The 17,697-nt window shown below is 50.5% G+C and carries 23 protein-coding genes; 17 read left to right on the top strand and 6 right to left on the bottom strand.

Going from position 1 to position 17,697, the window contains the following annotated elements; all coding sequences use genetic code 11:
• Positions 1-232 precede the first annotated feature (232 nt).
• A complete protein-coding gene (locus tag L6H70_RS09505; protein ID WP_236332192.1) occupies positions 233-421 on the bottom strand; it encodes a hypothetical protein in 189 nt (62 codons plus the stop codon).
• 162 nt (positions 422-583) lie between these two features.
• A complete protein-coding gene (locus tag L6H70_RS09500; RefSeq protein WP_054941569.1) occupies positions 584-802 on the bottom strand; it encodes a hypothetical protein in 219 nt (72 codons plus the stop codon).
• A gap of 155 nt (positions 803-957) precedes the next feature.
• On the opposite strand from L6H70_RS09500, the gene L6H70_RS09495 reads away from it, so the two are divergent.
• The 7 genes from L6H70_RS09495 to L6H70_RS09465 all read left to right on the top strand — a co-directional run bounded on the left by L6H70_RS09495 (position 958) and on the right by L6H70_RS09465 (position 4,631).
• Positions 958-1,488, top strand: a complete 531-nt coding sequence (locus L6H70_RS09495) for a hypothetical protein (RefSeq protein ID WP_236332190.1) — start codon at positions 958-960, stop codon at positions 1,486-1,488.
• Between the two features lie 110 nt (positions 1,489-1,598).
• Entirely contained in the window at positions 1,599-2,111 is a 513-nt protein-coding gene (locus L6H70_RS09490) for a GNAT family N-acetyltransferase (protein ID WP_236332188.1), read from the top strand.
• Between the two features lie 57 nt (positions 2,112-2,168).
• Positions 2,169-2,822 (top strand): hypothetical protein, encoded by a 654-nt coding sequence (locus L6H70_RS09485; RefSeq protein ID WP_236332187.1) that lies wholly within the window; start codon positions 2,169-2,171, stop codon positions 2,820-2,822.
• Positions 2,823-2,945: 123 nt separating this feature from the next.
• Entirely contained in the window at positions 2,946-4,073 is a 1,128-nt protein-coding gene (locus L6H70_RS09480) for a DNA alkylation repair protein (protein WP_236332185.1), read from the top strand.
• Complete coding sequence (locus tag L6H70_RS09475) at positions 4,070-4,216, top strand: hypothetical protein (RefSeq protein ID WP_236332182.1); 147 nt, start codon at positions 4,070-4,072, stop codon at positions 4,214-4,216. The genes L6H70_RS09480 and L6H70_RS09475 overlap by 4 nt, the downstream gene beginning before the upstream one ends.
• A gap of 80 nt (positions 4,217-4,296) precedes the next feature.
• Complete coding sequence (locus L6H70_RS09470) at positions 4,297-4,476, top strand: hypothetical protein (protein WP_236332180.1); 180 nt, start codon at positions 4,297-4,299, stop codon at positions 4,474-4,476.
• Positions 4,455-4,631: a hypothetical protein gene (locus tag L6H70_RS09465; protein WP_236332178.1), complete on the top strand. Its 177-nt coding sequence runs from the start codon at positions 4,455-4,457 to the stop codon at positions 4,629-4,631. The genes L6H70_RS09470 and L6H70_RS09465 overlap by 22 nt, the downstream gene beginning before the upstream one ends.
• 53 nt (positions 4,632-4,684) lie before the next feature.
• Here the strand turns inward: L6H70_RS09465 and L6H70_RS09460 are convergent, their stop codons facing one another.
• Complete coding sequence (locus L6H70_RS09460) at positions 4,685-5,587, bottom strand: manganese catalase family protein (RefSeq protein ID WP_236332176.1); 903 nt, start codon at positions 5,585-5,587, stop codon at positions 4,685-4,687.
• A 77-nt stretch (positions 5,588-5,664) separates the two neighbouring features.
• On the bottom strand, positions 5,665-7,029 hold the full coding sequence (locus L6H70_RS09455) for a metallophosphoesterase (RefSeq protein ID WP_236332174.1): 1,365 nt from the start codon (positions 7,027-7,029) through the stop codon (positions 5,665-5,667).
• 174 nt (positions 7,030-7,203) lie between these two features.
• On the opposite strand from L6H70_RS09455, the gene L6H70_RS09450 reads away from it, so the two are divergent.
• From L6H70_RS09450 to L6H70_RS09435, 4 genes are all read left to right on the top strand, one after another.
• Positions 7,204-7,779 carry a TetR/AcrR family transcriptional regulator gene (locus L6H70_RS09450; RefSeq protein WP_236332172.1) on the top strand — a complete coding sequence of 192 codons (576 nt, stop codon included), beginning with the start codon at positions 7,204-7,206 and terminating at the stop codon, positions 7,777-7,779.
• A gap of 151 nt (positions 7,780-7,930) precedes the next feature.
• On the top strand, positions 7,931-8,593 hold the full coding sequence (rnhA, locus tag L6H70_RS09445) for a ribonuclease H (protein WP_236332170.1): 663 nt from the start codon (positions 7,931-7,933) through the stop codon (positions 8,591-8,593).
• A 76-nt stretch (positions 8,594-8,669) separates the two neighbouring features.
• Positions 8,670-9,338: a uracil-DNA glycosylase gene (locus L6H70_RS09440; RefSeq protein ID WP_236332168.1), complete on the top strand. Its 669-nt coding sequence runs from the start codon at positions 8,670-8,672 to the stop codon at positions 9,336-9,338.
• 31 nt (positions 9,339-9,369) lie between these two features.
• Positions 9,370-9,774: a hypothetical protein gene (locus tag L6H70_RS09435; RefSeq protein ID WP_236332165.1), complete on the top strand. Its 405-nt coding sequence runs from the start codon at positions 9,370-9,372 to the stop codon at positions 9,772-9,774.
• Between the two features lie 62 nt (positions 9,775-9,836).
• On the opposite strand, the gene L6H70_RS09430 is transcribed toward L6H70_RS09435, so the two are convergent.
• On the bottom strand, positions 9,837-10,937 hold the full coding sequence (locus L6H70_RS09430; RefSeq protein ID WP_236332163.1) for an AI-2E family transporter: 1,101 nt from the start codon (positions 10,935-10,937) through the stop codon (positions 9,837-9,839).
• Positions 10,938-11,134: 197 nt separating this feature from the next.
• Here L6H70_RS09430 and L6H70_RS09425 point away from each other — a divergent pair, with 197 nt between their 5' ends.
• Entirely contained in the window at positions 11,135-11,605 is a 471-nt protein-coding gene (locus L6H70_RS09425; protein ID WP_236332162.1) for a general stress protein, read from the top strand.
• A gap of 37 nt (positions 11,606-11,642) precedes the next feature.
• On the opposite strand, the gene L6H70_RS09420 is transcribed toward L6H70_RS09425, so the two are convergent.
• The gene (locus L6H70_RS09420) at positions 11,643-11,927 is read right to left on the bottom strand and encodes a hypothetical protein (protein WP_236332160.1); all 285 of its coding nucleotides are present in this window, start codon (positions 11,925-11,927) and stop codon (positions 11,643-11,645) included.
• Between the two features lie 280 nt (positions 11,928-12,207).
• Here L6H70_RS09420 and L6H70_RS09415 point away from each other — a divergent pair, with 280 nt between their 5' ends.
• The 5 genes from L6H70_RS09415 (at position 12,208) to L6H70_RS09395 (ending at position 17,533) form a co-directional block, all read left to right on the top strand.
• Complete coding sequence (locus L6H70_RS09415) at positions 12,208-12,978, top strand: DeoR/GlpR family DNA-binding transcription regulator (RefSeq protein WP_423802785.1); 771 nt, start codon at positions 12,208-12,210, stop codon at positions 12,976-12,978.
• A gap of 32 nt (positions 12,979-13,010) precedes the next feature.
• The gene (pfkB, locus tag L6H70_RS09410; RefSeq protein WP_236332155.1) at positions 13,011-13,922 is read left to right on the top strand and encodes a 1-phosphofructokinase; all 912 of its coding nucleotides are present in this window, start codon (positions 13,011-13,013) and stop codon (positions 13,920-13,922) included.
• A 38-nt stretch (positions 13,923-13,960) separates the two neighbouring features.
• On the top strand, positions 13,961-15,883 hold the full coding sequence (locus L6H70_RS09405; RefSeq protein WP_236332153.1) for a PTS fructose transporter subunit IIABC: 1,923 nt from the start codon (positions 13,961-13,963) through the stop codon (positions 15,881-15,883).
• Between the two features lie 144 nt (positions 15,884-16,027).
• The gene (locus L6H70_RS09400) at positions 16,028-16,528 is read left to right on the top strand and encodes a Crp/Fnr family transcriptional regulator (protein WP_236332151.1); all 501 of its coding nucleotides are present in this window, start codon (positions 16,028-16,030) and stop codon (positions 16,526-16,528) included.
• Between the two features lie 333 nt (positions 16,529-16,861).
• Entirely contained in the window at positions 16,862-17,533 is a 672-nt protein-coding gene (locus tag L6H70_RS09395; RefSeq protein ID WP_236332149.1) for a YitT family protein, read from the top strand.
• The last annotated feature ends 164 nt before the right edge of the window (positions 17,534-17,697 follow it).

The following is a 17,697-nucleotide window of genomic DNA, read 5'->3' as shown; positions in this document are numbered from 1 at the left end:
ATTAGAACGATAGAGGAGCTGCAGCCATGTAGCTCCTTTATATTGTCGTCACAGAACGCGAATAATGCCCTTCCAGCTTCCTATTAAGAAGCGAAAGGGCTGACAGGTTTACTTTCAGGTTATCTTGAACTTGGTTAACCTTATGGGACTGTCCTATGCAGTCCCGCATGTACAATGGTGTGAGAGGACGGGGCGTACCCCTGCTCTTATTTTACCCTTTTCAGGCTACTGCTCACTCGTCCTTGCCGGTATCCTTACCCTTCTCCCCAGTCAGGCTCTCCTGCACATTGTCTACAATGCCTCCGACAATATCCTCTACCTTGCCGGTGGCGCCTTCTTGCCCAAGCCTGCTGTGGTCAGGATCCGGAATCTGCTCAAATGCAGCTCCCCGTTCATCCTTGAACTTGTCCTTATCGCTCATGTCGCTCATCCTTTCCGGTCAGTAAAAGTTAGGATATGCCAGAAACGCATATACTATGTAACCAGTAAACCGGTCCGGAGCATTTGAACCAGAGCACATGTGAGGTTTATTACATACCAGAAGCAGGAAAATCCGTGCGGAAAGGGAAGTATTACTTAGGTGCTACGCCCGGTTATGCTGAAATTTCGTGATTTCCCGGTCATAATGCGAGACGGAGCCGTCAAAACGTTTTACACGCACATATTCTTCAGAGAACTTCTCAATAATTCCGTAGCCGACCTGGGAATACATTCCGTCAGGGTCAAGCTGCAGCGCGGATACAAAGGTCTGCGACATGGCAGCAACAAAAAAATCAATGTTTTTAACAAGTGTTTTCGGCATCGTCCCGGTCCCTCCCCCGTTGAGTAGCTTCAATTCAATTTACCCGAAAAAGCTTTTCAATTATTTTACGACAGGCTGTGAATTTTGAAAACAGGTTTTATTTTGCAAAAGTGATGAAAACATAACAATTTGTATGAAGGGCGGGAAGCGGGAAAATGAATGAGGAATTTCTGCAGGCCCGTGAGCTGTTTGTCCGCTATTCCGGCAGCCTGGTTCAGATGCACCGTGAAGGTGCACTGAAGACCTATCAAGAGTACAACATTACAAAAGATACTGAGCAGCAGTGGCTCCAGGAGCTGGCGGGCGATTATCTGCAGCGGTTGTCTATAAGAGACTGGGAAGCGGTTGCGGGGCTGGAGACACTCTCCAAACAATATCAGGACCCGATTATCGTGGATAAAACAGCTTCGTTCGCGTACCGCAACATCATGAGCGCGGACAGCATCGTCAGGCTGATGTATGCGGAGGGGCTGGTTGGCATTATCCGTGCCCATAAGCTGCTGATTTCCCGTGAGCAGCTGTTCAGCGCGTGTCGCACGGCTGTACAGATTCTGGAGGCGGTCATAATCCAGCCGCTGGTGCTCGACCCGGGTCATGAGCTGCAGCAGCTTGGGCTTCGGGACAAGCGAACGCTGAACAGCAGAGCGAAGAAAAGCATTGAAGAAGTGGAAAAGCTGCTTAACTGATGAATTTGGATGGCAGTACATTAGTGGGATTCCCTCCACCTAAACTTCGGCTCGACGTGAATAGTCAAATACTAGTTGGATATGAGTTAACGATGCGAGGAGAGCAGCGCATGCAGATTAGAACCGAAATGGTGAAGGATTATGAGCAGGTCTTCCAATTAAATGAGATTGCGTTCGGCAATCGTGAGGATGAAGCGAAGCTGGTTGAAAGAATTAGAGCCTCTGAAGAGTTTATTCCGGGGCTGTCCATAGTAGCTGAAGAGGCGGGAGAGATTGTCGGCCATGTCTTGATCAGCGGAGCCAAGGTCATGGAGGATAACCGGGAACATCAGGTGACTGTACTAGCGCCAATTGCAGTTCGTCCGGATTACCAGGGAAGAGGCGTCGGCGGACTGCTGATTGAAGAGGGGAAAAGACGGGCCGCGAAGCTTGGCTTCGGTGTAATCCTGCTGATCGGATATCCCTCCTACTACCCCAGATTCGGTTTTGTACCGGCGAGAGCGCATGGGCTGGAGCTTCTGCAGTTCCCGGTGGAGGACAATGTGTTTCAGGTATGTGAGCTATATGATGGCGGGCTGAACGGTCTCAGGGGTGAGCTGAAATATCCTGCTGCATTCTTTTGATCAATCTTAATCCAGAGCGGTATTAATGACCTAGACTGAACTAAGGAGAGTGTTCATATGTTTGATCCAAGCCCGGATTCTCCGGTAAGCTTCGGCTATAAATGCCAGTGGTATGCAATCCGGACAGCGGATACGGCATCGGTTGCCGCGTTTTTCAATTTGAATGAACTGCAGCCGGCTAACTGGCAGACAGGGTTGGCTGGTGCCTACCAAGGATATTACTTCGTGTCTCCCCCTGTTAATGGCTGGACTCTTGCCGTTAATTCCTTTATGCCGGATTTGAACGCATCAGGGGAAGACAATCCGCTGGAAAGAGTGAAACGGCTCAGCAGCCGGTATGGTGAGGCTTATTATTTCGCTACACACCGGGTTGTCGATTACCATGCCTGGGCTAAGGCTGTAGACGGGGAGTTGATCCGTGCCTACAGCTATGTGGGCGAGTCTGATGAGGTGCTAGTTGACGAAGGAGAGCTGACGGCGGAGGAATTAGACAATGGCTTGATCTTCGCCGGATATGATAATTACGAAGAAGATGATGCTAATGTTGAAGCCGGTACTATTGACGAATTTAGCGAGGAAGAGTATGAAGAACTCTCTGTGCCTGGTGAAGATGACGTAATCAGCATGGCAGAGCTTTGGACCGTCTCCCCGTTTTTGGAGGACGAAGAGTATGAACCGGGTGTTGGTATCGCCGGAAGGGCTGCGCGGTAGGAGGAATAAATCTCCGAAAAGAGATTTTCCAAAGCTGACAACGAACATGACACAAGGCTGTCCAGTACTCCATGGTAAGCTTGCATCCAGAAGGTCTGAAGAATCAGCAGGAGGAATTAACTCATGGCGGAACCGTTAAAAGCAATGTACAATGAAGAATTTCTGCGGGGCTTCGGCAGGAAGCTGCACCGGGTGTATAGCGCATTCAACACGGAGAATTTCGTTGCGGCTGCGATGAAAGAGCCGTGGGAGGAGCTGGAGCTGAAAGCCCGGATGCGGCGGATTACAGAGATACTGGGGGCTTTTCTGCCTGCGGATTACGAAGAGGCGTTGGCTGTTCTGTATGCGATAGACAGGGAATGCATTGGTTTTCCATACCTGATTTTTCCCGATTTCGTTGAGGTTTACGGGCAGGGGGAAGAGCACTGGGAGCTGTCGATGGCGGCGCTGGAACGGTTTACGCTGGGATCGTCGGCTGAGTTCGCCGTCAGGCCGTTCATGCTGCGTGACCCGCAGCGGATGATGGCACAGATGCGGGTCTGGTCGCGCCATGACAATGAGCATGTGCGGCGGCTGGCCAGCGAAGGTAGCCGGCCACGCCTGCCCTGGGGCCAGGCGCTGCCGATGTTCAAGCTCGACCCGTCTCCGGTCCTGCCGGTGCTGGAGCAGCTGAAGGCAGACCCTTCGCTGTATGTACGCAAAAGTGTTGCCAACAATCTGAACGACATCGCCAAGGACCACCCGGATGTGGTCATAGACATCGCACGCCGCTGGAAGGGCATTAATGAGCACACGGATTGGATTGTGCGGCATGGCTGCCGCTCCCTAATCCGCCAAGCAAACCCTGAGATTATGGCTTTATTCGGGTATGCGGACGAGACGAAGGATATGCCGCTGGTGGCTGCTGCTTCTCTGTCTCTAGAACCGTCTGTGCTGCAGATTGGCGGCAGCTGCAAGCTGCGCTACAGTCTTACGGTCCGTGAAGGTGATCCGGTGCGTATCCGGATTGAATACGGCATAGATTTCGTGAAGGCGGGCGGGAAAACCTCACGCAAGCTGTTCCTGCTGTCCGATAAGACAGTGCCGGGAGGATCGAGGCTGTCAGCGGTGCGGACGCACCGGTGGGCAGACTTGACGACCCGCCGCCATTATCCGGGAGAGCATCGGATCACGCTGCTGGTGAACGGGCGCGAAGCCGCAACAGCGCTGCTCAATCTTGAAGCTGATCAGGCAGGAGAAACCGGAAGATGATCATTAATAATTTAATGATTAAACTGAAAGAACACAGTCCTGAAAGTATTGCTGCCTCTCTTATCCATCCTGTTCATGTTGAAGTTTCCGCTTATATTGCCGGTGTGCTGGAATCGGCGGCATCTTTTTGCTATGAAACCTAGATAAGTGATTCATTCTAAGATACTTTCCCGTACACGGGAGGTATCTTTTTTGCAGAATCTGTATTGAAGGAGGAAGGATGATGCGGCCATTGCTGCCTCTGTTCTCGCTGCTGCTTGTGTTTTGGCTTGCCGGGTGTGAGGGGAATACGACCGATCGGTCAGCGGATCCAACCGCGGTGGCTCTTCAAATGCCGGAAGAAATGCCCGAGGTTTTGCCTTCTCTGTCCGATTTGGGATTATGGGCTGGCAGATTCAGCTGAATGGGGACCAGCACTCCTTTGACTGGAGTGAGGAGAACTGCGAGGTTGGCGGGGATGCAAAGCGGCTTAAGGAGCTGCGGAGCTATATCTGGGAACGGGTCATAACTAAGACGGAATATCTGGAGCTGCCTGAAGCAGTGGGCGGATATGATTGAAACAATAAAAAAGGGCGTCCTGCACAGGAAGGCGCCCTTATGTTTTATATAATCTAGTCCGTAATGTTGCCGGCCATTTTAAGCCGTTTGGCTATTTCCTTAAAGTCTTCAGCAGAAATGCCGGGTGCGAACTCTTCTTTGGATTCTGGGGCTTCTGGAATCGGTACGCCCTTTGGTGCGCCGGCGATAACTTCAAGCGGGAGCCCGTCCTCCGGATGAGTGCCCTTCCAGATCTGGTCAATGGAGCTGAAATCCTGGTCACTCCAGGTATATAGCTTCGTATGAACACCTTTTTCCTCATATTTTCTAGCTTCGTTAAAGGATTTATTGCTTAATGACGGAACCGGCACCAGCTTGGTCACATTCACGCCTGTAGCGATTTCCAGCGCCTTGGCGTAAGCGACAACATGGACGCCGCCGCGGACCAGCAGGAAGCCGACGACCGCACGTGCAGCCGGATGATCGGTCATTTCATAGACTTTCATTTTATGTGTTCTTGCCCCGCATTCGAGGAAGAAATTATGCAGCAGGTCCTCCACGAGATTGCCGCTATTGAAGACATTGGCACCGGTCCAGGGATTACCCATCGAGTCAAATGGCATGGCACCCTGTGCCCCGGCCAGGAAATGATAGGATAAGCGGGCATCCTTTACAGCTTCCAGTGGTGTGGAATCCGGTTTTTTATATTCGGTGGATCCTCTAAGGCATTTATTGACCGCGTGTGAGACCAGCTCCACATGCCCAAGTTCTTCGGCGGTAATACTCATCACCAGATCGTAGAACGGCTTCAGCTTTTCTTTGGAGCGGAAATTAAAGGACTGGTACAGATAATTGTTGAGGGTGGACATTTCTCCGAACTTCCCGCCTAAAAGCTCCTGTACGGCTGCTGCAGCATTCGGGTCCGGCTTCTCGACATCGGGGATCTCAATCATGATTTCATCCATGCGTTTGAACATTGATTTGTCATCCTCCTTTGAGCTTATTGAATTATTCTGCTCGACCCTACTTAAACGTAATTCACGCTGCTTAAACCCTACCGGCCGGTTAATTTTACCAGCAGGTGATGATTATCCTGTTGTTCCAGCTGTGCCATACCCACAACATAACTCCGTAATCCGCTTGCAGGTGCGTCCTGCCAGAGACGGTATCCTTCCGAGGCAAGAACGGCCGCAAGATCCGAATCCGCTGTCCCGGCAAAATAAATTTCATTAAGCTTTCCGACAACGTCAGCCATAGCCTGGAGCCGGATGGACGTATAGTTGGCATACCTGCTGTCCTGTGCTAAACGCGCGTAACTCCGGTCAGCGGACAGCTTCCGGAATGCCTCTTCGCTGTAGGCATCGAAGTGAAGCAGGTTTGAATCTGTGTTTCCTGCTGCTTTTGCCCACAGCTCCACGTTCAGCCTGGAGGTACTGTAATCAAGTGTCTGATCTGCGGGAGAATAGTTAAGAACACCATATTGATGCGGGTAGACGGAGAGCGCGCTTTCAGCAATATCATAGATATCCGTAGCCTCTGCGCTGTACTTGCGGATATCCTGAATATGGATATGTCCGCTGAGAACAGTGGTAATGCCGCTTCGGACAAGCGTTTCGATGACCTGTTTATTGTTGTTAATCGTGAATCCATCCTGAATGAATTCACTGTGATCCAGCAGGCTGTGATGCATAACTGCTACCATATGTGCCCCGTGGTCTGCCGCAAGCCTGCTGCATTTATCAATCCATTTCAGCGTGGAGGCAGAGAGCTGACCATCCAGCTGGGGGTGACCCAGTTTTTTATTGCTCCGGTATTGGCTGGTATCGAGCATCAGGAGCCATAGGTCATCCGAAGGTGCAGCCAGGTAACTAAGCGAATCTTTATCCGATAACACCGCTTCTTCATAACCGAAAGCGCCGTAAATACTGCGGAATGCTCTGGGGGAGACGGAGTCCACAGGGATTTGCCGCTCTCCTTGGAAGCTCCGGGCCCAAGGGTTCTGCACATCGTGATTACCGGGAATCACATACACCCGCGTACCGGTACGCTGCTCGATGGATTGCAGGTGTTTGGCTAAGTCCTGATGGCTGGCTTTTTCCCCGTTATGGGTCAGGTCTCCGCTGATAATAACTGCCGCCGGCCGCTGAAGTCCGATATCATATTCCAGAGCATTCAGCGTTTCGTCGCTGTAGGTGACCTGTTTGCCGTCTCCGGCAGCCAGAAAACGGCTGAAAGCCGGGCCGTTATCGGTTAGTCCGGGGGATAAATAATGTGTATCTGTTGTCGTGAGAAGTTTTATATTCTGGCCGGACTGAATCCGGAATACCGGATTCTGCTCCGCCTGTCTGCTGCAGGACAAGAGAAGGAACAGTAAAGACAGCAGGATCCATAGAAGCAGTCGGCGTACTGGTGAATGCATCGCTGCACCTCATTTCTTTTGGACAAAGTTGTGTTATAGCATTACCTAAACGGATAGCTTCAAAATTAATATAGAATGAATGGTGCAGAATCGAAGTGATTTAGTTCACGATTTTGAGTAATATTTACCGAACGTTCTATAAATGGTAAAATAGCACCAGAAAGGAGCATGATTATGGCTAGAAGCAAGGAATTTGATGTTGACAACGTACTTAGAAAGGCAATGATGATCTTCTGGCAGCAAGGTTATGAGAAAACCTCCATGCAGGACCTGGTTTCCGGTATGGGGATCCATAAACGGAGCATGTACGATACCTTTGGCGATAAGCATACTTTATATATGAAAGTGATAGACCGTTATGCGGAAATCTTTTCTTCCAAGATGGAGAACCGGGTCGAAGGGCTGTCTTCCGCCAAGGAGGCTATCCGGCTGTTGTTTGAAATGGCCGTACTTCGGGAAGAGATTGAACCGAAAGGGTGCCTGCTCGTCAATACTGCGGTGGAGCTTTCCAATTTGGATCCGGACGCGGCAGCCAAAGTGAATGACGCCTTCCTGAATACCGAGCGGCTCTTTGAGCGTTTACTTCGGCACGGACAGGAGAGCGGAGAGCTTAAGCGCAGCTATGAACCGGCTGATATGGCAGCCTATCTTCATAACGTGCTGGTAGGCTTGCGGGTTATGGTCAAAACAACACAGGATCGGGGCAAACTGCAGAATATCATCGATACTGCGCTCAAGGTGCTGGATTGAACAGCCTGCCATAGTATGAGCCCTATTATTATTAATTATCCGGCATTTCTTCCGGGCTGAAAGCCGTCCCAATAAATGCACTTCAATCTGGACGCGGTTTAGATTACAATATTCTTCTGATGAATTTTTGGCGGCAGGGGGTGCAGTAACCATGGCAAAACAGAAATATTATGTAGTATGGGAAGGCAAGCAGCCGGGAGTATACAGCACTTGGGCTGAATGCCAGGCCCAGACCGATCATTATACAGGGGCCAAATACAAGTCCTATGAGTCTAAGGCAGCAGCCGATACCGCCTATAAGGCGGGCTGGAAAGGCAATTGGGGAACAGGTGCTGCAGCATCCGGCGGGGCTAAGGGCAAACCGGCAAGCTCGTGGAGCCGGAGCGCTTCCGTTCCGACGTCGGCGGAGATTGATTACGACAGTATCTCTGTGGATGTCGGTACCCGGGGCAACCCGGGTCCGGTAGAGTACAAGGGCGTGGATACTCAGACTGGGGATATTATCTTCTCCTGCGGTCCGATTAAGAAAGGCACGAACAATCTTGGTGAGTTTCTGGCGATCGTCCACGCGCTGGCGCTGTTGAAAAAAGAGGGCAGCAGCAAAACTGTTTACAGCGATTCCGTCAATGCCATGAAATGGGTCAAGCAGAAGAAGGTAGCCACAACACTGGCGCGGGATGCTTCTACAGAGGAGATCTGGACGCTGATTGACAGGGCAGAGCACTGGCTGCGGACGAACACCTATGACAATAAGGTCCTGAAATGGCAGACCAAGGAGTGGGGCGAGATCAAGGCGGACTACGGGCGGAAATAGCCCCCGGATATTGGGTAATAGATTATATTAGTTAACGATAGATTTACCAACAGGCAAAAGCGGGAGGAGACCGGGGATGTTTGGCAACGATTGGGACGAGGTACTGCAGCAGGAAACGGAGAAACCCTATTTTCAGGAGCTGCTTAATGCATTAGATGCGGAGTACGGCCAATATACGGTCTACCCGCCGAAGGATTTGCTGTTCTCGGCACTCAAGCTGACGCCTTACAGCAAGACGCGGGTCGTTATACTGGGACAGGACCCTTATCATGGAGCGGGCCAGGCTCACGGGTTAAGCTTTTCGGTGAAGCCCGGGGTGCGGATTCCGCCTTCACTGCGCAATATTTACCAGGAGCTGCAGAACGATATAGGGGTAACGGCTCCGAATCATGGCTCATTGCTGCATTGGGCCGAAGAAGGCGTGCTGATGCTCAATACAGTCTTAACTGTACGTGAAGGACAACCCAATTCTCATAAAGGACTGGGCTGGGAGACATTTACCGGTGCCATTATGGAGAAGCTGAATGAACGGACAGAACCGGTCGTATTTATCCTCTGGGGCAGCCATGCCCAGCAAAAAGGGGCTAACATTGACCAGAGCCGGCATAAAATCATTCAGTCTCCGCACCCAAGTCCGTTCTCCGCACACCGCGGATTTTTAGGCAGCCGGCCCTTTTCACAGGCAAATCAATTTTTGGAGTCGCATGGTTTGAAAGGAATAGATTGGTCCATACCGAATGTATAGGTAGCTAGGACACAGCGAAGGGGGTGTAGCAATGAAGCATTGGGTAGGCAGACCTGTCATTATGTATTGCGGCGAACCGCCGTATACGATCATGAAGGGCGTGCTGCGCAAATGGGACCCTGCGGCTTCGGTGGCTGTTATCGGCCATCAGGAAATTGCTGTACCTTTTCGTGACATTGTGTTCATAAAGGCACTCGCTCCCAAAGAGAGAGCTTTGCCCCCGGTTCTACACTCCGTCGGATACGTCATGAGAGAACGGCAGCAGTTTGACAATGCAGTTTATTTTAAATCAGCGGTAACCGTCTGGAGAGGTGATCAGCTGATCGCGTTTAATTCGGTAATCATCTCGCATACCAAAGGCTCGGTTACCCTCCAGGACGGACAGAACCTGATGAAAGGCTCACATCTATTTGTGGTCCGTTCCCTGCGGGGCTGAGCAGATCCCCTAACAAAAGGCCGTGCCCTCCGGAAGGAGTGGCACAGCCTTTTTTATTTTTCCTATAGCTTCTCCTCCGGGGTGATATGAATTTCCTCCACCCTTTCTGCAATGACAATCTCGTAGATCCGCAAAAAGATGATTTTGGCAATCATGTAGACCGGCAGAGCAATTAATACCCCGATAATCCCGAAGAAATCTCCACCCACCAGTACAAGAACAACCGTGGTCAGCGGATGCACATCCAGCGATTTACCGTAAATGATCGGAGAAAGTACATTATCCTGAATTTGCTGGGCAATGACAATAATGACGAGCGACCAGACCGCCATCGATGGCGATTCAATGAATCCGACGATAACCACCGGTACAGCGGCAAGCAGCGAACCAACATAAGGAATGAAGTTAAGCGGTATGGAGATAACTGCGAGCAGCAGTGAATAGGGCAGCCCGATAATTAAAAACCCGATGTACAGCATGATGCCAAGTACAACATTCAGCAGCACACGGGTAACGATAAAACCGCTCAGCGCACTGTCGATATCCGCCAGAATATCCTGGCCTTCCTTGCGGTATTTCCGTGGAATCAGGCTTTGCAGAATCGGCGACAGCTTATGCCCGTCTTTGAGCATGTAATACAGAATAACCGGCAGCGTGGCTATGATGACGACAATACTGGAGATGACGCCGATAAGATTGGACATAGAGTTGGTCACCCATGTGACGCCATTGCTCAAATATTCGGAGACTCTCACCGAAAGATCGGTATCGCCTTTGAAAAAGCGCGAGAAGGTAGGATCACTCTGCAGCTTGGTGAATTGATCTTGTATTCCTTGGACAAAGTTAGGCATATTCTCGATAAAATTCTGGAACTGCTCGCGCAGCGTTGGCCAGACGAGGATCCAGAAGAGCACGAACAGGCCGATGAACACCAGATAGATTAAAAGAATAGACAGTGCCCGGTTCAGATTATGCTTCTCCAGAAACTTTACGAGCGGCCGCAGCAGATAATACATGAATCCCGACAGCATCATTGGCACCAGCAGCAGATTTAGAATCGCCAGCACAGGATTAAACAGAAAAAAAACCTTGGAGCCCAGATAGAGAATCGTCAAGAAGGCGATAATGGACAGACAGGTCCGAAAATACTTACTTTGCAGCATAGCAGCACCTCCTATTATCTAATTACACATTATGTATCATTTAGGATCATGGATGTTCTAGTAACATAATCCCGATTCTATCTTTATAACCGAATTGCTAGGGATTGATTCAGCCGGGTTACGCACCCCATACCCCCTATCCTGGTTTAAGCGGTAAAATAGGCGGTTAATATCGCAATAATAGGAGGGGACTGCAGATGACTACACTGGTTATAGGGATATTCGGGCACAGGAGCGATGCTGCACTTGCTATCGAGTCCTTGCGTAAAAGTGGAATTAAAGCGAAGCAAATCTCAGCCGTCACGAAACAAAAGAATACGCTGGAGATCATCAGCCATGATACCGGTATTGGAAAAACGGAGAGCGGAAATGGCAATTCGGGCTTGTTCGGAACCGACCGGGAGCTTGGGGTAGGGCTGGATATGATTGATGATACTGCTGTGGCCGCAGGACCAGCTGCGCGCAAGCTGGCAGGGGCTGACCTGGAAGGTGATGGCCTTACTGTCAGCCTGATTAGTATAGGAATTCCTAAGCAGGATGCCGCCCGGTATGCGGAGCATGCGGAGCAGGAGCACATTCTTGTTATTGTGAATGTTCCGGAGGATCAGCGCAAGCAGGTTAGTGAAATATTGGAGCAGCATCAGACCCTTCCATTGGAGTCCGTTTAACAGGCTCTTGAGGGAAGACGGCTGCATATAAAAAACATCAGCGCGATGGACGGGATTTCCGTTTCATCGCCTTTTTTCGTGATTGAATAAACAGATCCGGCGCCAGATCTACCTGCCCCCCTGTTTCCTTAGTAACTTCTTTTGCCTTGACGAGTGCTAAGAAAGCGAAGAATTCTCCCAGAACGGAAAGTCCGGCAGCAATAATCTCATAATCGTCAGCTGACAGTTCCGCAGATTCAACCTGATTTCCATTGCTGGCGGAACTACTGCTGCTTTTCTTATTGCTCTTACTGCCACCGTTCCCGTTATTGTTATAGGCCATTTTCTGTTCACCCGCTTTTCGCCATATGTATTATAAAATATGTCATTGTCTACCTAGATGAGATAGGCAATCGGGAGGATATTTCCAGCAAAGAGCTGAATGCGCATTTGTGATCAAAAAAGCGCTTTACAGACCTTGAAAACGCTGTTAAAATCATAAATGAGCACAAATGATCAATAACGGTCATTACGATCCAAGCAAATGAGCAAAATTATCAATTGTAAGCATAGATGATGCAGGGCTGGCAGAATATAAGCCCGCGTACTGCATCCAAGGAGTGATGGATGTGCTGTTTGAAGAGGAAAGAAAACGCAGCATTGTGCAGTTCGTGGAGCAGCAGACGAGAGCATCCGTGCAGGAGCTCAGCCAGCAGCTTGGTGTCTCGGAATCGACGGTTCGCAGGGATCTGAAGGAGCTGGAGGAAGCAAGGCTGCTGAAGCGGACACATGGCGGAGCGGTTTCACTGCAAAGTGTCAACTTTGAGGCCGCATTTCCGGACAAGGAAGACCGGTTCCAGGAGGAGAAGCTACGGATAGCCCGTAAGGCGGTCGAGCTGATTCAGGAAGGCGACGCGATCCTGCTGGATGGAGGAACGACGACCCTGCAGATTGCCAAGATGCTGAAGGGCTTCTCCAATCTTAAGGTCATTACCAATTCGATTATGGCGCTGAACGAGCTGAAGGATTTCCGGAATATCGAAGTTTCGATTACCGGGGGCATGCTGCGGCCGGATACAATGGCTTTTGTAGGCCCGATGACGGAACGGTCTCTGGAGATGGTACGGGTGGATAAAGCCTTTCTCGGTACGAACGGACTTGATCTGCACGACGGGATTTCCACCCCGAATATGCTGGAGGCAGCCACGAAACGCAAAATGATTGCCGTTGCCAAGCAGGCCATTCTGCTGGCGGATCACAGCAAAATCGGGCAGGTCTCCTTTTGCAAAGTGGCTGACCTGCAGGAAATCGATCATTTCATCCTGGATTCGGACACGCCGGACAGCTTTATCCGCGGGCTCGAAGCGCTGGATGTAGACTTTACCATCGTCTGAAATCAAGTAAACCACAATAATGAGGGATAAAAATGATATATACAGTCACACTCAATCCTTCCATTGACTATATCGTGGAAGTTGAAGATTTGAGGCTCGGCAGCTTAAACCGTATGACACGTGATCTGAAACTGCCGGGAGGCAAAGGGATCAACGTATCACGCGTGCTGAATCAGCTCAAAGTTAGAAATACGGCGACCGGCTTCCTTGGCGGGTTCACCGGACAGTTCATTGAGGACTGGCTGCAGGAAGAAGGCACCTCCAGCGATTTTGTTCCGGTCTGTGGTGACACCCGGATCAATATAAAGCTGAAATCCGGCGAAGAAACCGAGATCAACGGAGCCGGACCGGACATCAGTATGGTGGAAGCCGATGCACTGATGAACAAGCTTTATAATCTTAAGTCCGGAGATATCGTTATCATGTCCGGGAGCATTCCCCCGTCGCTTGGCGAAGACTTCTATAACAAGCTGATTGGAGTATGCAAGGAGCAGGGGGCGGAATTCGTCATCGATACGACCGGCCAGGCCTTGAAGCAGGCGCTTATCCATGGTCCGCTGCTCGTCAAGCCGAATCATCATGAACTTGCCGAATTGTTTGGCGTGACCATCAGCACCAGAGCGGAAATTATCACTTACGGACGCAAGCTGCTGGAATCGGGTGCGCAGCATGTGCTTGTATCCATGGCAGGTGAAGGAGCGCTGTTCATTTCAGAGCAGGGGGTGTTTTATGCGAACGCGCCGGCAGGCAAGGTGAAGAATTCTGTAGGTGCCGGGGATTCGATGATTGCCGGGTTCGTGGGTACGTTGTCCAAGACGGGGGATGTGCTGGAGGCATTCCGCACAGGCGTTGCATCGGGAAGTGCGACTGCATTCTCTGATGATTTGGCGGACGGGGAGCTTATTGAGCAGCTTCGGCCGCAGATCCAAATTTCACAGTTATAAGCAAGCGGCATTTATAGGAAAATAGGGAGCTGATTAACATGAGAATTACAGACCTGATGATAAAAGATACAATGATCATGAACCTGCAGGCCACAACGAAAGAAGCGGCGATTGATGAACTGATCGCCAGTCTTGCGGCCAGCGGACGGATCAGTGACAAGAAGCTGTTCAAAGAAAAGATTCTGGCGCGCGAAGCCCAGTCCAGCACGGGGATCGGCGGAGGGATTGCAATGCCTCATGCCAAGACAAAGGCGGTCAATGAAGCAACCGTAGTGTTCGCCAAAAGCCGTGCCGGTGTCGATTTTGCTTCACTGGATGATGAACCTGCTAAGCTGTTCTTTATGATTGCAGCACCCGATGGTGCTGGAAATATGCACCTGCGCACCTTGGCTTCGTTGTCCAGGCTACTGATTGAAAGCGAATTCATCGAAGCGCTCATGAATGCAGATACGCCGGATGAAGTTGCTGCCCTGTTTGATGCCAAGCAGGCAGAAGAAGAGGCTAAAGCGCAAGAGAACGAGGCTGCAGGAGCAGCTAAGTCAGCTTCTGTAATTACAGGAAATCCGGCTTCCTCAAGCTTCGTTGTCGCTGTAACAGCTTGCCCTACCGGGATTGCCCACACCTTTATGGCAGAGGATGCCCTTAAGAAAAAAGCGCTGGCAATGGGTGTCAATATCCGAGTGGAGACCAACGGCTCCGAAGGTGCGCAGAATGTGCTGACTGCGGATGAGATCCGCCGGGCCAGCGGCGTTATTATTGCCGCCGACAAGAATGTAGAGATGGCCCGCTTCGCCGGCAAGCCGGTGCTGCAAAGACCGGTCAGCGACGGCATACGGAAGCCGGAAGAGCTGATCAGCAAGGCTGTAAAAGGCGATGCTCCGATCTACCAGAGCGAAGGACGAAGCAGCCATGATGACACAGCGGCTGCGAAGTCCGGCAGCATCGGCAGCAAAATCTATAAAGACCTGATGAACGGTATTTCGCATATGCTCCCGTTTGTAGTCGGCGGAGGTATTCTGCTGGCGATCTCCTTCCTGATCGAGCAGGTGGCCAGCGTTGACAATCCGCTAGTGAAGCTGCTCCAGACGATCGGCGGCGGAGACGGTGCGTTCCACTTCCTGATCCCGATTCTCGCCGGATTTATCGCGATGAGCATCGGCGACCGGCCGGCGCTCATGCCCGGGATGGTTGGCGGTATCATGGCCCTGAATTCCAACGCCGGTTTCCTCGGCGGTCTGGCTGCAGGTTTCCTGGCCGGTTATGTAATCGTTGGCCTCCGCAAGGCGTTTGCCGGATTGCCGCGTACCCTTGACGGGTTGAAGCCGATTCTACTGTACCCAGTGTTTGGTCTGCTGATCACTGGTGCCATAATGTTTTACCTGTTTGATCCAGTCTTCAGCTGGCTCAACGAAGGGCTCATTGATGCGCTTAACAATCTGGGTACCGGAAACATGGTCCTTTTGGGAATTGTTCTTGGCGGAATGATGGCTATTGATATGGGCGGTCCCTTCAATAAAGCAGCATACACCTTTGCAATCGGGGTATTTACCTCAAGCGGCAATGAGAACGGATTGATGATGGCAGCCGTTATGGCAGGGGGGATGGTTCCTCCGCTGGCAATTGCACTGGCAACTACGCTGTTCAAGAATAAATTCACGGAAACCGAACGCAAATCCGGTATCACCAACTATGTGCTTGGTTTATCGTTTATCACGGAAGGCGCGATTCCTTTTGCTGCAGCCGATCCGCTGCGTGTCCTGACTACCTGTATCTTAGGCTCAGCCGTAGCCGGCGGCCTCACTCAGCTTTGGCATATTAACGTCCCTGCGCCTCACGGCGGGATTTTCGTCGCCGCTCTTTCCAGCAATGCGCTGCTGTTCCTGCTAGCCGTTCTGATCGGTTCCGTCATCTCCGGTCTGGCATTTGGACTATGGAAGAAGCCGCTGCAGGATAAACAATAATTTCATTAATCACAATAAAAAACTGCGGGACATCAGACACCTTTCTGCTGCCCGCAGTTTTTTTGTTGTAGTCTGCTGCATTTTTCAGGCGTATTTCTGTATAATGACCAATATATATAAAGTGAAGCTAAAGGAGAGAGCGAGATGATTCTGCACAAAGGGGAAGCCTTGTTCCGACAGGGAGACAGCTGCGATTATCTGTATCGGGTGAAAAGCGGGCTGTTTAAAGTAACAAGGCTGCATGAGAACGGGAATATGGTGCTGTTTAACCTTCTGTATCCCGGCGAGACCGTTCCCCACCATTCCCTCATTTCGCCAAAGGAGGCGCATGGAACAGCTGTCGCGATGATGAAAAGCGAGGTTGATGTCATTCCGGCTGCGGAATGGTACCGCGAGCTGCGTGAGAATCCGGGGAAAGTCATGGAGATTGCACTACTGCTCCAGGAAAAGGTGCGTTTTATGCAGACGCGGGTAGATCATCTTACGGTTGGATCGCCGGCTGAACGGATGGACCTGCTGACCCGCTGGATGAATGAATATGCGTATGGCGCACAGCTGACAGATCTGTTAACACAGGAAGAAATTGGGCAATTGATCGGCGTCCGGCGTGAAACGGTCAACCGTTTGCTCCGTAATCAGGAATAACCACAGATTTTACACAGTTCGTGAACTATTTTACTGGAAAAATGTTTAGAGAGTACCTGCGGCGTGGTATAATCTATTCAGAACTTATTAAATTAGAGAAAGGATCAGGATACCATGTGTCCCCGAAGGACGATTCCCCAAAGGACGATTTGGAAACGTTATGATCTGTCTTATACTTAGCTTCCCTGTAGAATGTGCGTACGTTGTTCATTGACGAAGCCGCCTCTCACAAGGGAAGGGAGTATTGTATGCGAAGGAATAGCTCCTCTGGTATGACCCTCGTAGAGGCATCGGTGACGTCTAAGCCGCCATCTACGATAAGGGGAGACCTGTATGAGGAATCACAACAGTGGCACAAATTTGCCGCTAAGACTCACCGTTATTTTGTCCGGAACTTTGCTATTAGCGTTTACTTATTATCACATTAATTATCAGAATCATTTGACCGAGGGCGGGTTTGTTGGCCTGGCATTACTCGGCAAATACGTATTAGGAATTTCGCCTTCATTATCTACACTACTCTTAGACATTCCAGTACTTCTAATCGCAGTGATATTCAAAGGAAAGTCGTTCGTGGTCAACACCTTCATCTCCGTAGGAGCCTTCACGCTGTTCTATGGACTGATGGAACGCTATTCCGGATGGGTGATCAACTTGCAGGATAACTTGCCGCTTGCGGCGTTGTTGTCCGGTGTACTGACAGGTCTAGGAGCGGGATTGGTCCTGCGCGGCGGCGGGGCGAGCGGCGGTGATGATATATTGTCGCTGCTGATCAGTGAATGGAAAGGAATTAAAGTAGGTACTGTATTCATCCTGATGGATGTAATTGTTCTGGCATTGTCGCTGTTCTACATGCCGGTTAAGGAGACGCTGTATACGGTGATGGCCGTGGTAGTTGCCGGTTATGTAATCACCTTTACCACTTCTTTCGGCAGAGCGAAGCTGAGCAAAGTGCCAAAGCTTCAGCCGAAGCTGGGTAAGCCGCACGATGGTACAGTAATGTGAATAATGCAAAGTTAACCCTCAGTCACAGGGTTCATGATGAGAGGCCAGCGGGATTAGATTCCTGCAGGCCTCTTTTTGTTTCTTTTTTCATTGATAATCAGGAACCGCCCCTCTACACTGAACGTATATATCTCATTCAAACATCATAGAATTGCAGGAAGTCT

This window comes from Paenibacillus auburnensis (genome assembly GCF_927798115.1).
Classification (GTDB): domain Bacteria; phylum Bacillota; class Bacilli; order Paenibacillales; family Paenibacillaceae; genus Paenibacillus_AQ; species Paenibacillus_AQ auburnensis.
This window is presented reverse-complemented; position numbering and strand designations above follow the sequence as displayed.

Excerpts from the sequence above, each read along its gene's own strand:
- L6H70_RS09485 (WP_236332187.1), top strand. The coding sequence starts at position 2,169 with ATGTTTGATCCAAGCCCGGATTCTCCGGTAAGCTTCGGCTATAAATGC.
- L6H70_RS09455 (WP_236332174.1), bottom strand. The coding sequence starts at position 7,029 with ATGCATTCACCAGTACGCCGACTGCTTCTATGGATCCTGCTGTCTTTA.
- L6H70_RS09405 (WP_236332153.1), top strand. The coding sequence starts at position 13,961 with ATGAGAATTACAGACCTGATGATAAAAGATACAATGATCATGAACCTG.
- L6H70_RS09490 (WP_236332188.1), top strand. The coding sequence starts at position 1,599 with ATGCAGATTAGAACCGAAATGGTGAAGGATTATGAGCAGGTCTTCCAA.
- L6H70_RS09420 (WP_236332160.1), bottom strand. The coding sequence starts at position 11,927 with ATGGCCTATAACAATAACGGGAACGGTGGCAGTAAGAGCAATAAGAAA.
- pfkB (WP_236332155.1), top strand. The coding sequence starts at position 13,011 with ATGATATATACAGTCACACTCAATCCTTCCATTGACTATATCGTGGAA.
- L6H70_RS09430 (WP_236332163.1), bottom strand. The coding sequence starts at position 10,937 with ATGCTGCAAAGTAAGTATTTTCGGACCTGTCTGTCCATTATCGCCTTC.
- L6H70_RS09500 (WP_054941569.1), bottom strand. The coding sequence starts at position 802 with ATGCCGAAAACACTTGTTAAAAACATTGATTTTTTTGTTGCTGCCATG.
- L6H70_RS09425 (WP_236332162.1), top strand. The coding sequence starts at position 11,135 with ATGACTACACTGGTTATAGGGATATTCGGGCACAGGAGCGATGCTGCA.
- L6H70_RS09435 (WP_236332165.1), top strand. The coding sequence starts at position 9,370 with ATGAAGCATTGGGTAGGCAGACCTGTCATTATGTATTGCGGCGAACCG.
- L6H70_RS09460 (WP_236332176.1), bottom strand. The coding sequence starts at position 5,587 with ATGTTCAAACGCATGGATGAAATCATGATTGAGATCCCCGATGTCGAG.
- L6H70_RS09495 (WP_236332190.1), top strand. The coding sequence starts at position 958 with ATGAATGAGGAATTTCTGCAGGCCCGTGAGCTGTTTGTCCGCTATTCC.
- L6H70_RS09400 (WP_236332151.1), top strand. The coding sequence starts at position 16,028 with ATGATTCTGCACAAAGGGGAAGCCTTGTTCCGACAGGGAGACAGCTGC.
- L6H70_RS09450 (WP_236332172.1), top strand. The coding sequence starts at position 7,204 with ATGGCTAGAAGCAAGGAATTTGATGTTGACAACGTACTTAGAAAGGCA.
- L6H70_RS09480 (WP_236332185.1), top strand. The coding sequence starts at position 2,946 with ATGGCGGAACCGTTAAAAGCAATGTACAATGAAGAATTTCTGCGGGGC.
- L6H70_RS09505 (WP_236332192.1), bottom strand. The coding sequence starts at position 421 with ATGAGCGATAAGGACAAGTTCAAGGATGAACGGGGAGCTGCATTTGAG.
- L6H70_RS09475 (WP_236332182.1), top strand. The coding sequence starts at position 4,070 with ATGATCATTAATAATTTAATGATTAAACTGAAAGAACACAGTCCTGAA.
- L6H70_RS09465 (WP_236332178.1), top strand. The coding sequence starts at position 4,455 with ATGGGCTGGCAGATTCAGCTGAATGGGGACCAGCACTCCTTTGACTGG.
- L6H70_RS09415 (WP_423802785.1), top strand. The coding sequence starts at position 12,208 with ATGGATGTGCTGTTTGAAGAGGAAAGAAAACGCAGCATTGTGCAGTTC.
- L6H70_RS09440 (WP_236332168.1), top strand. The coding sequence starts at position 8,670 with ATGTTTGGCAACGATTGGGACGAGGTACTGCAGCAGGAAACGGAGAAA.
- L6H70_RS09470 (WP_236332180.1), top strand. The coding sequence starts at position 4,297 with ATGCGGCCATTGCTGCCTCTGTTCTCGCTGCTGCTTGTGTTTTGGCTT.
- rnhA (WP_236332170.1), top strand. The coding sequence starts at position 7,931 with ATGGCAAAACAGAAATATTATGTAGTATGGGAAGGCAAGCAGCCGGGA.
- L6H70_RS09395 (WP_236332149.1), top strand. The coding sequence starts at position 16,862 with ATGAGGAATCACAACAGTGGCACAAATTTGCCGCTAAGACTCACCGTT.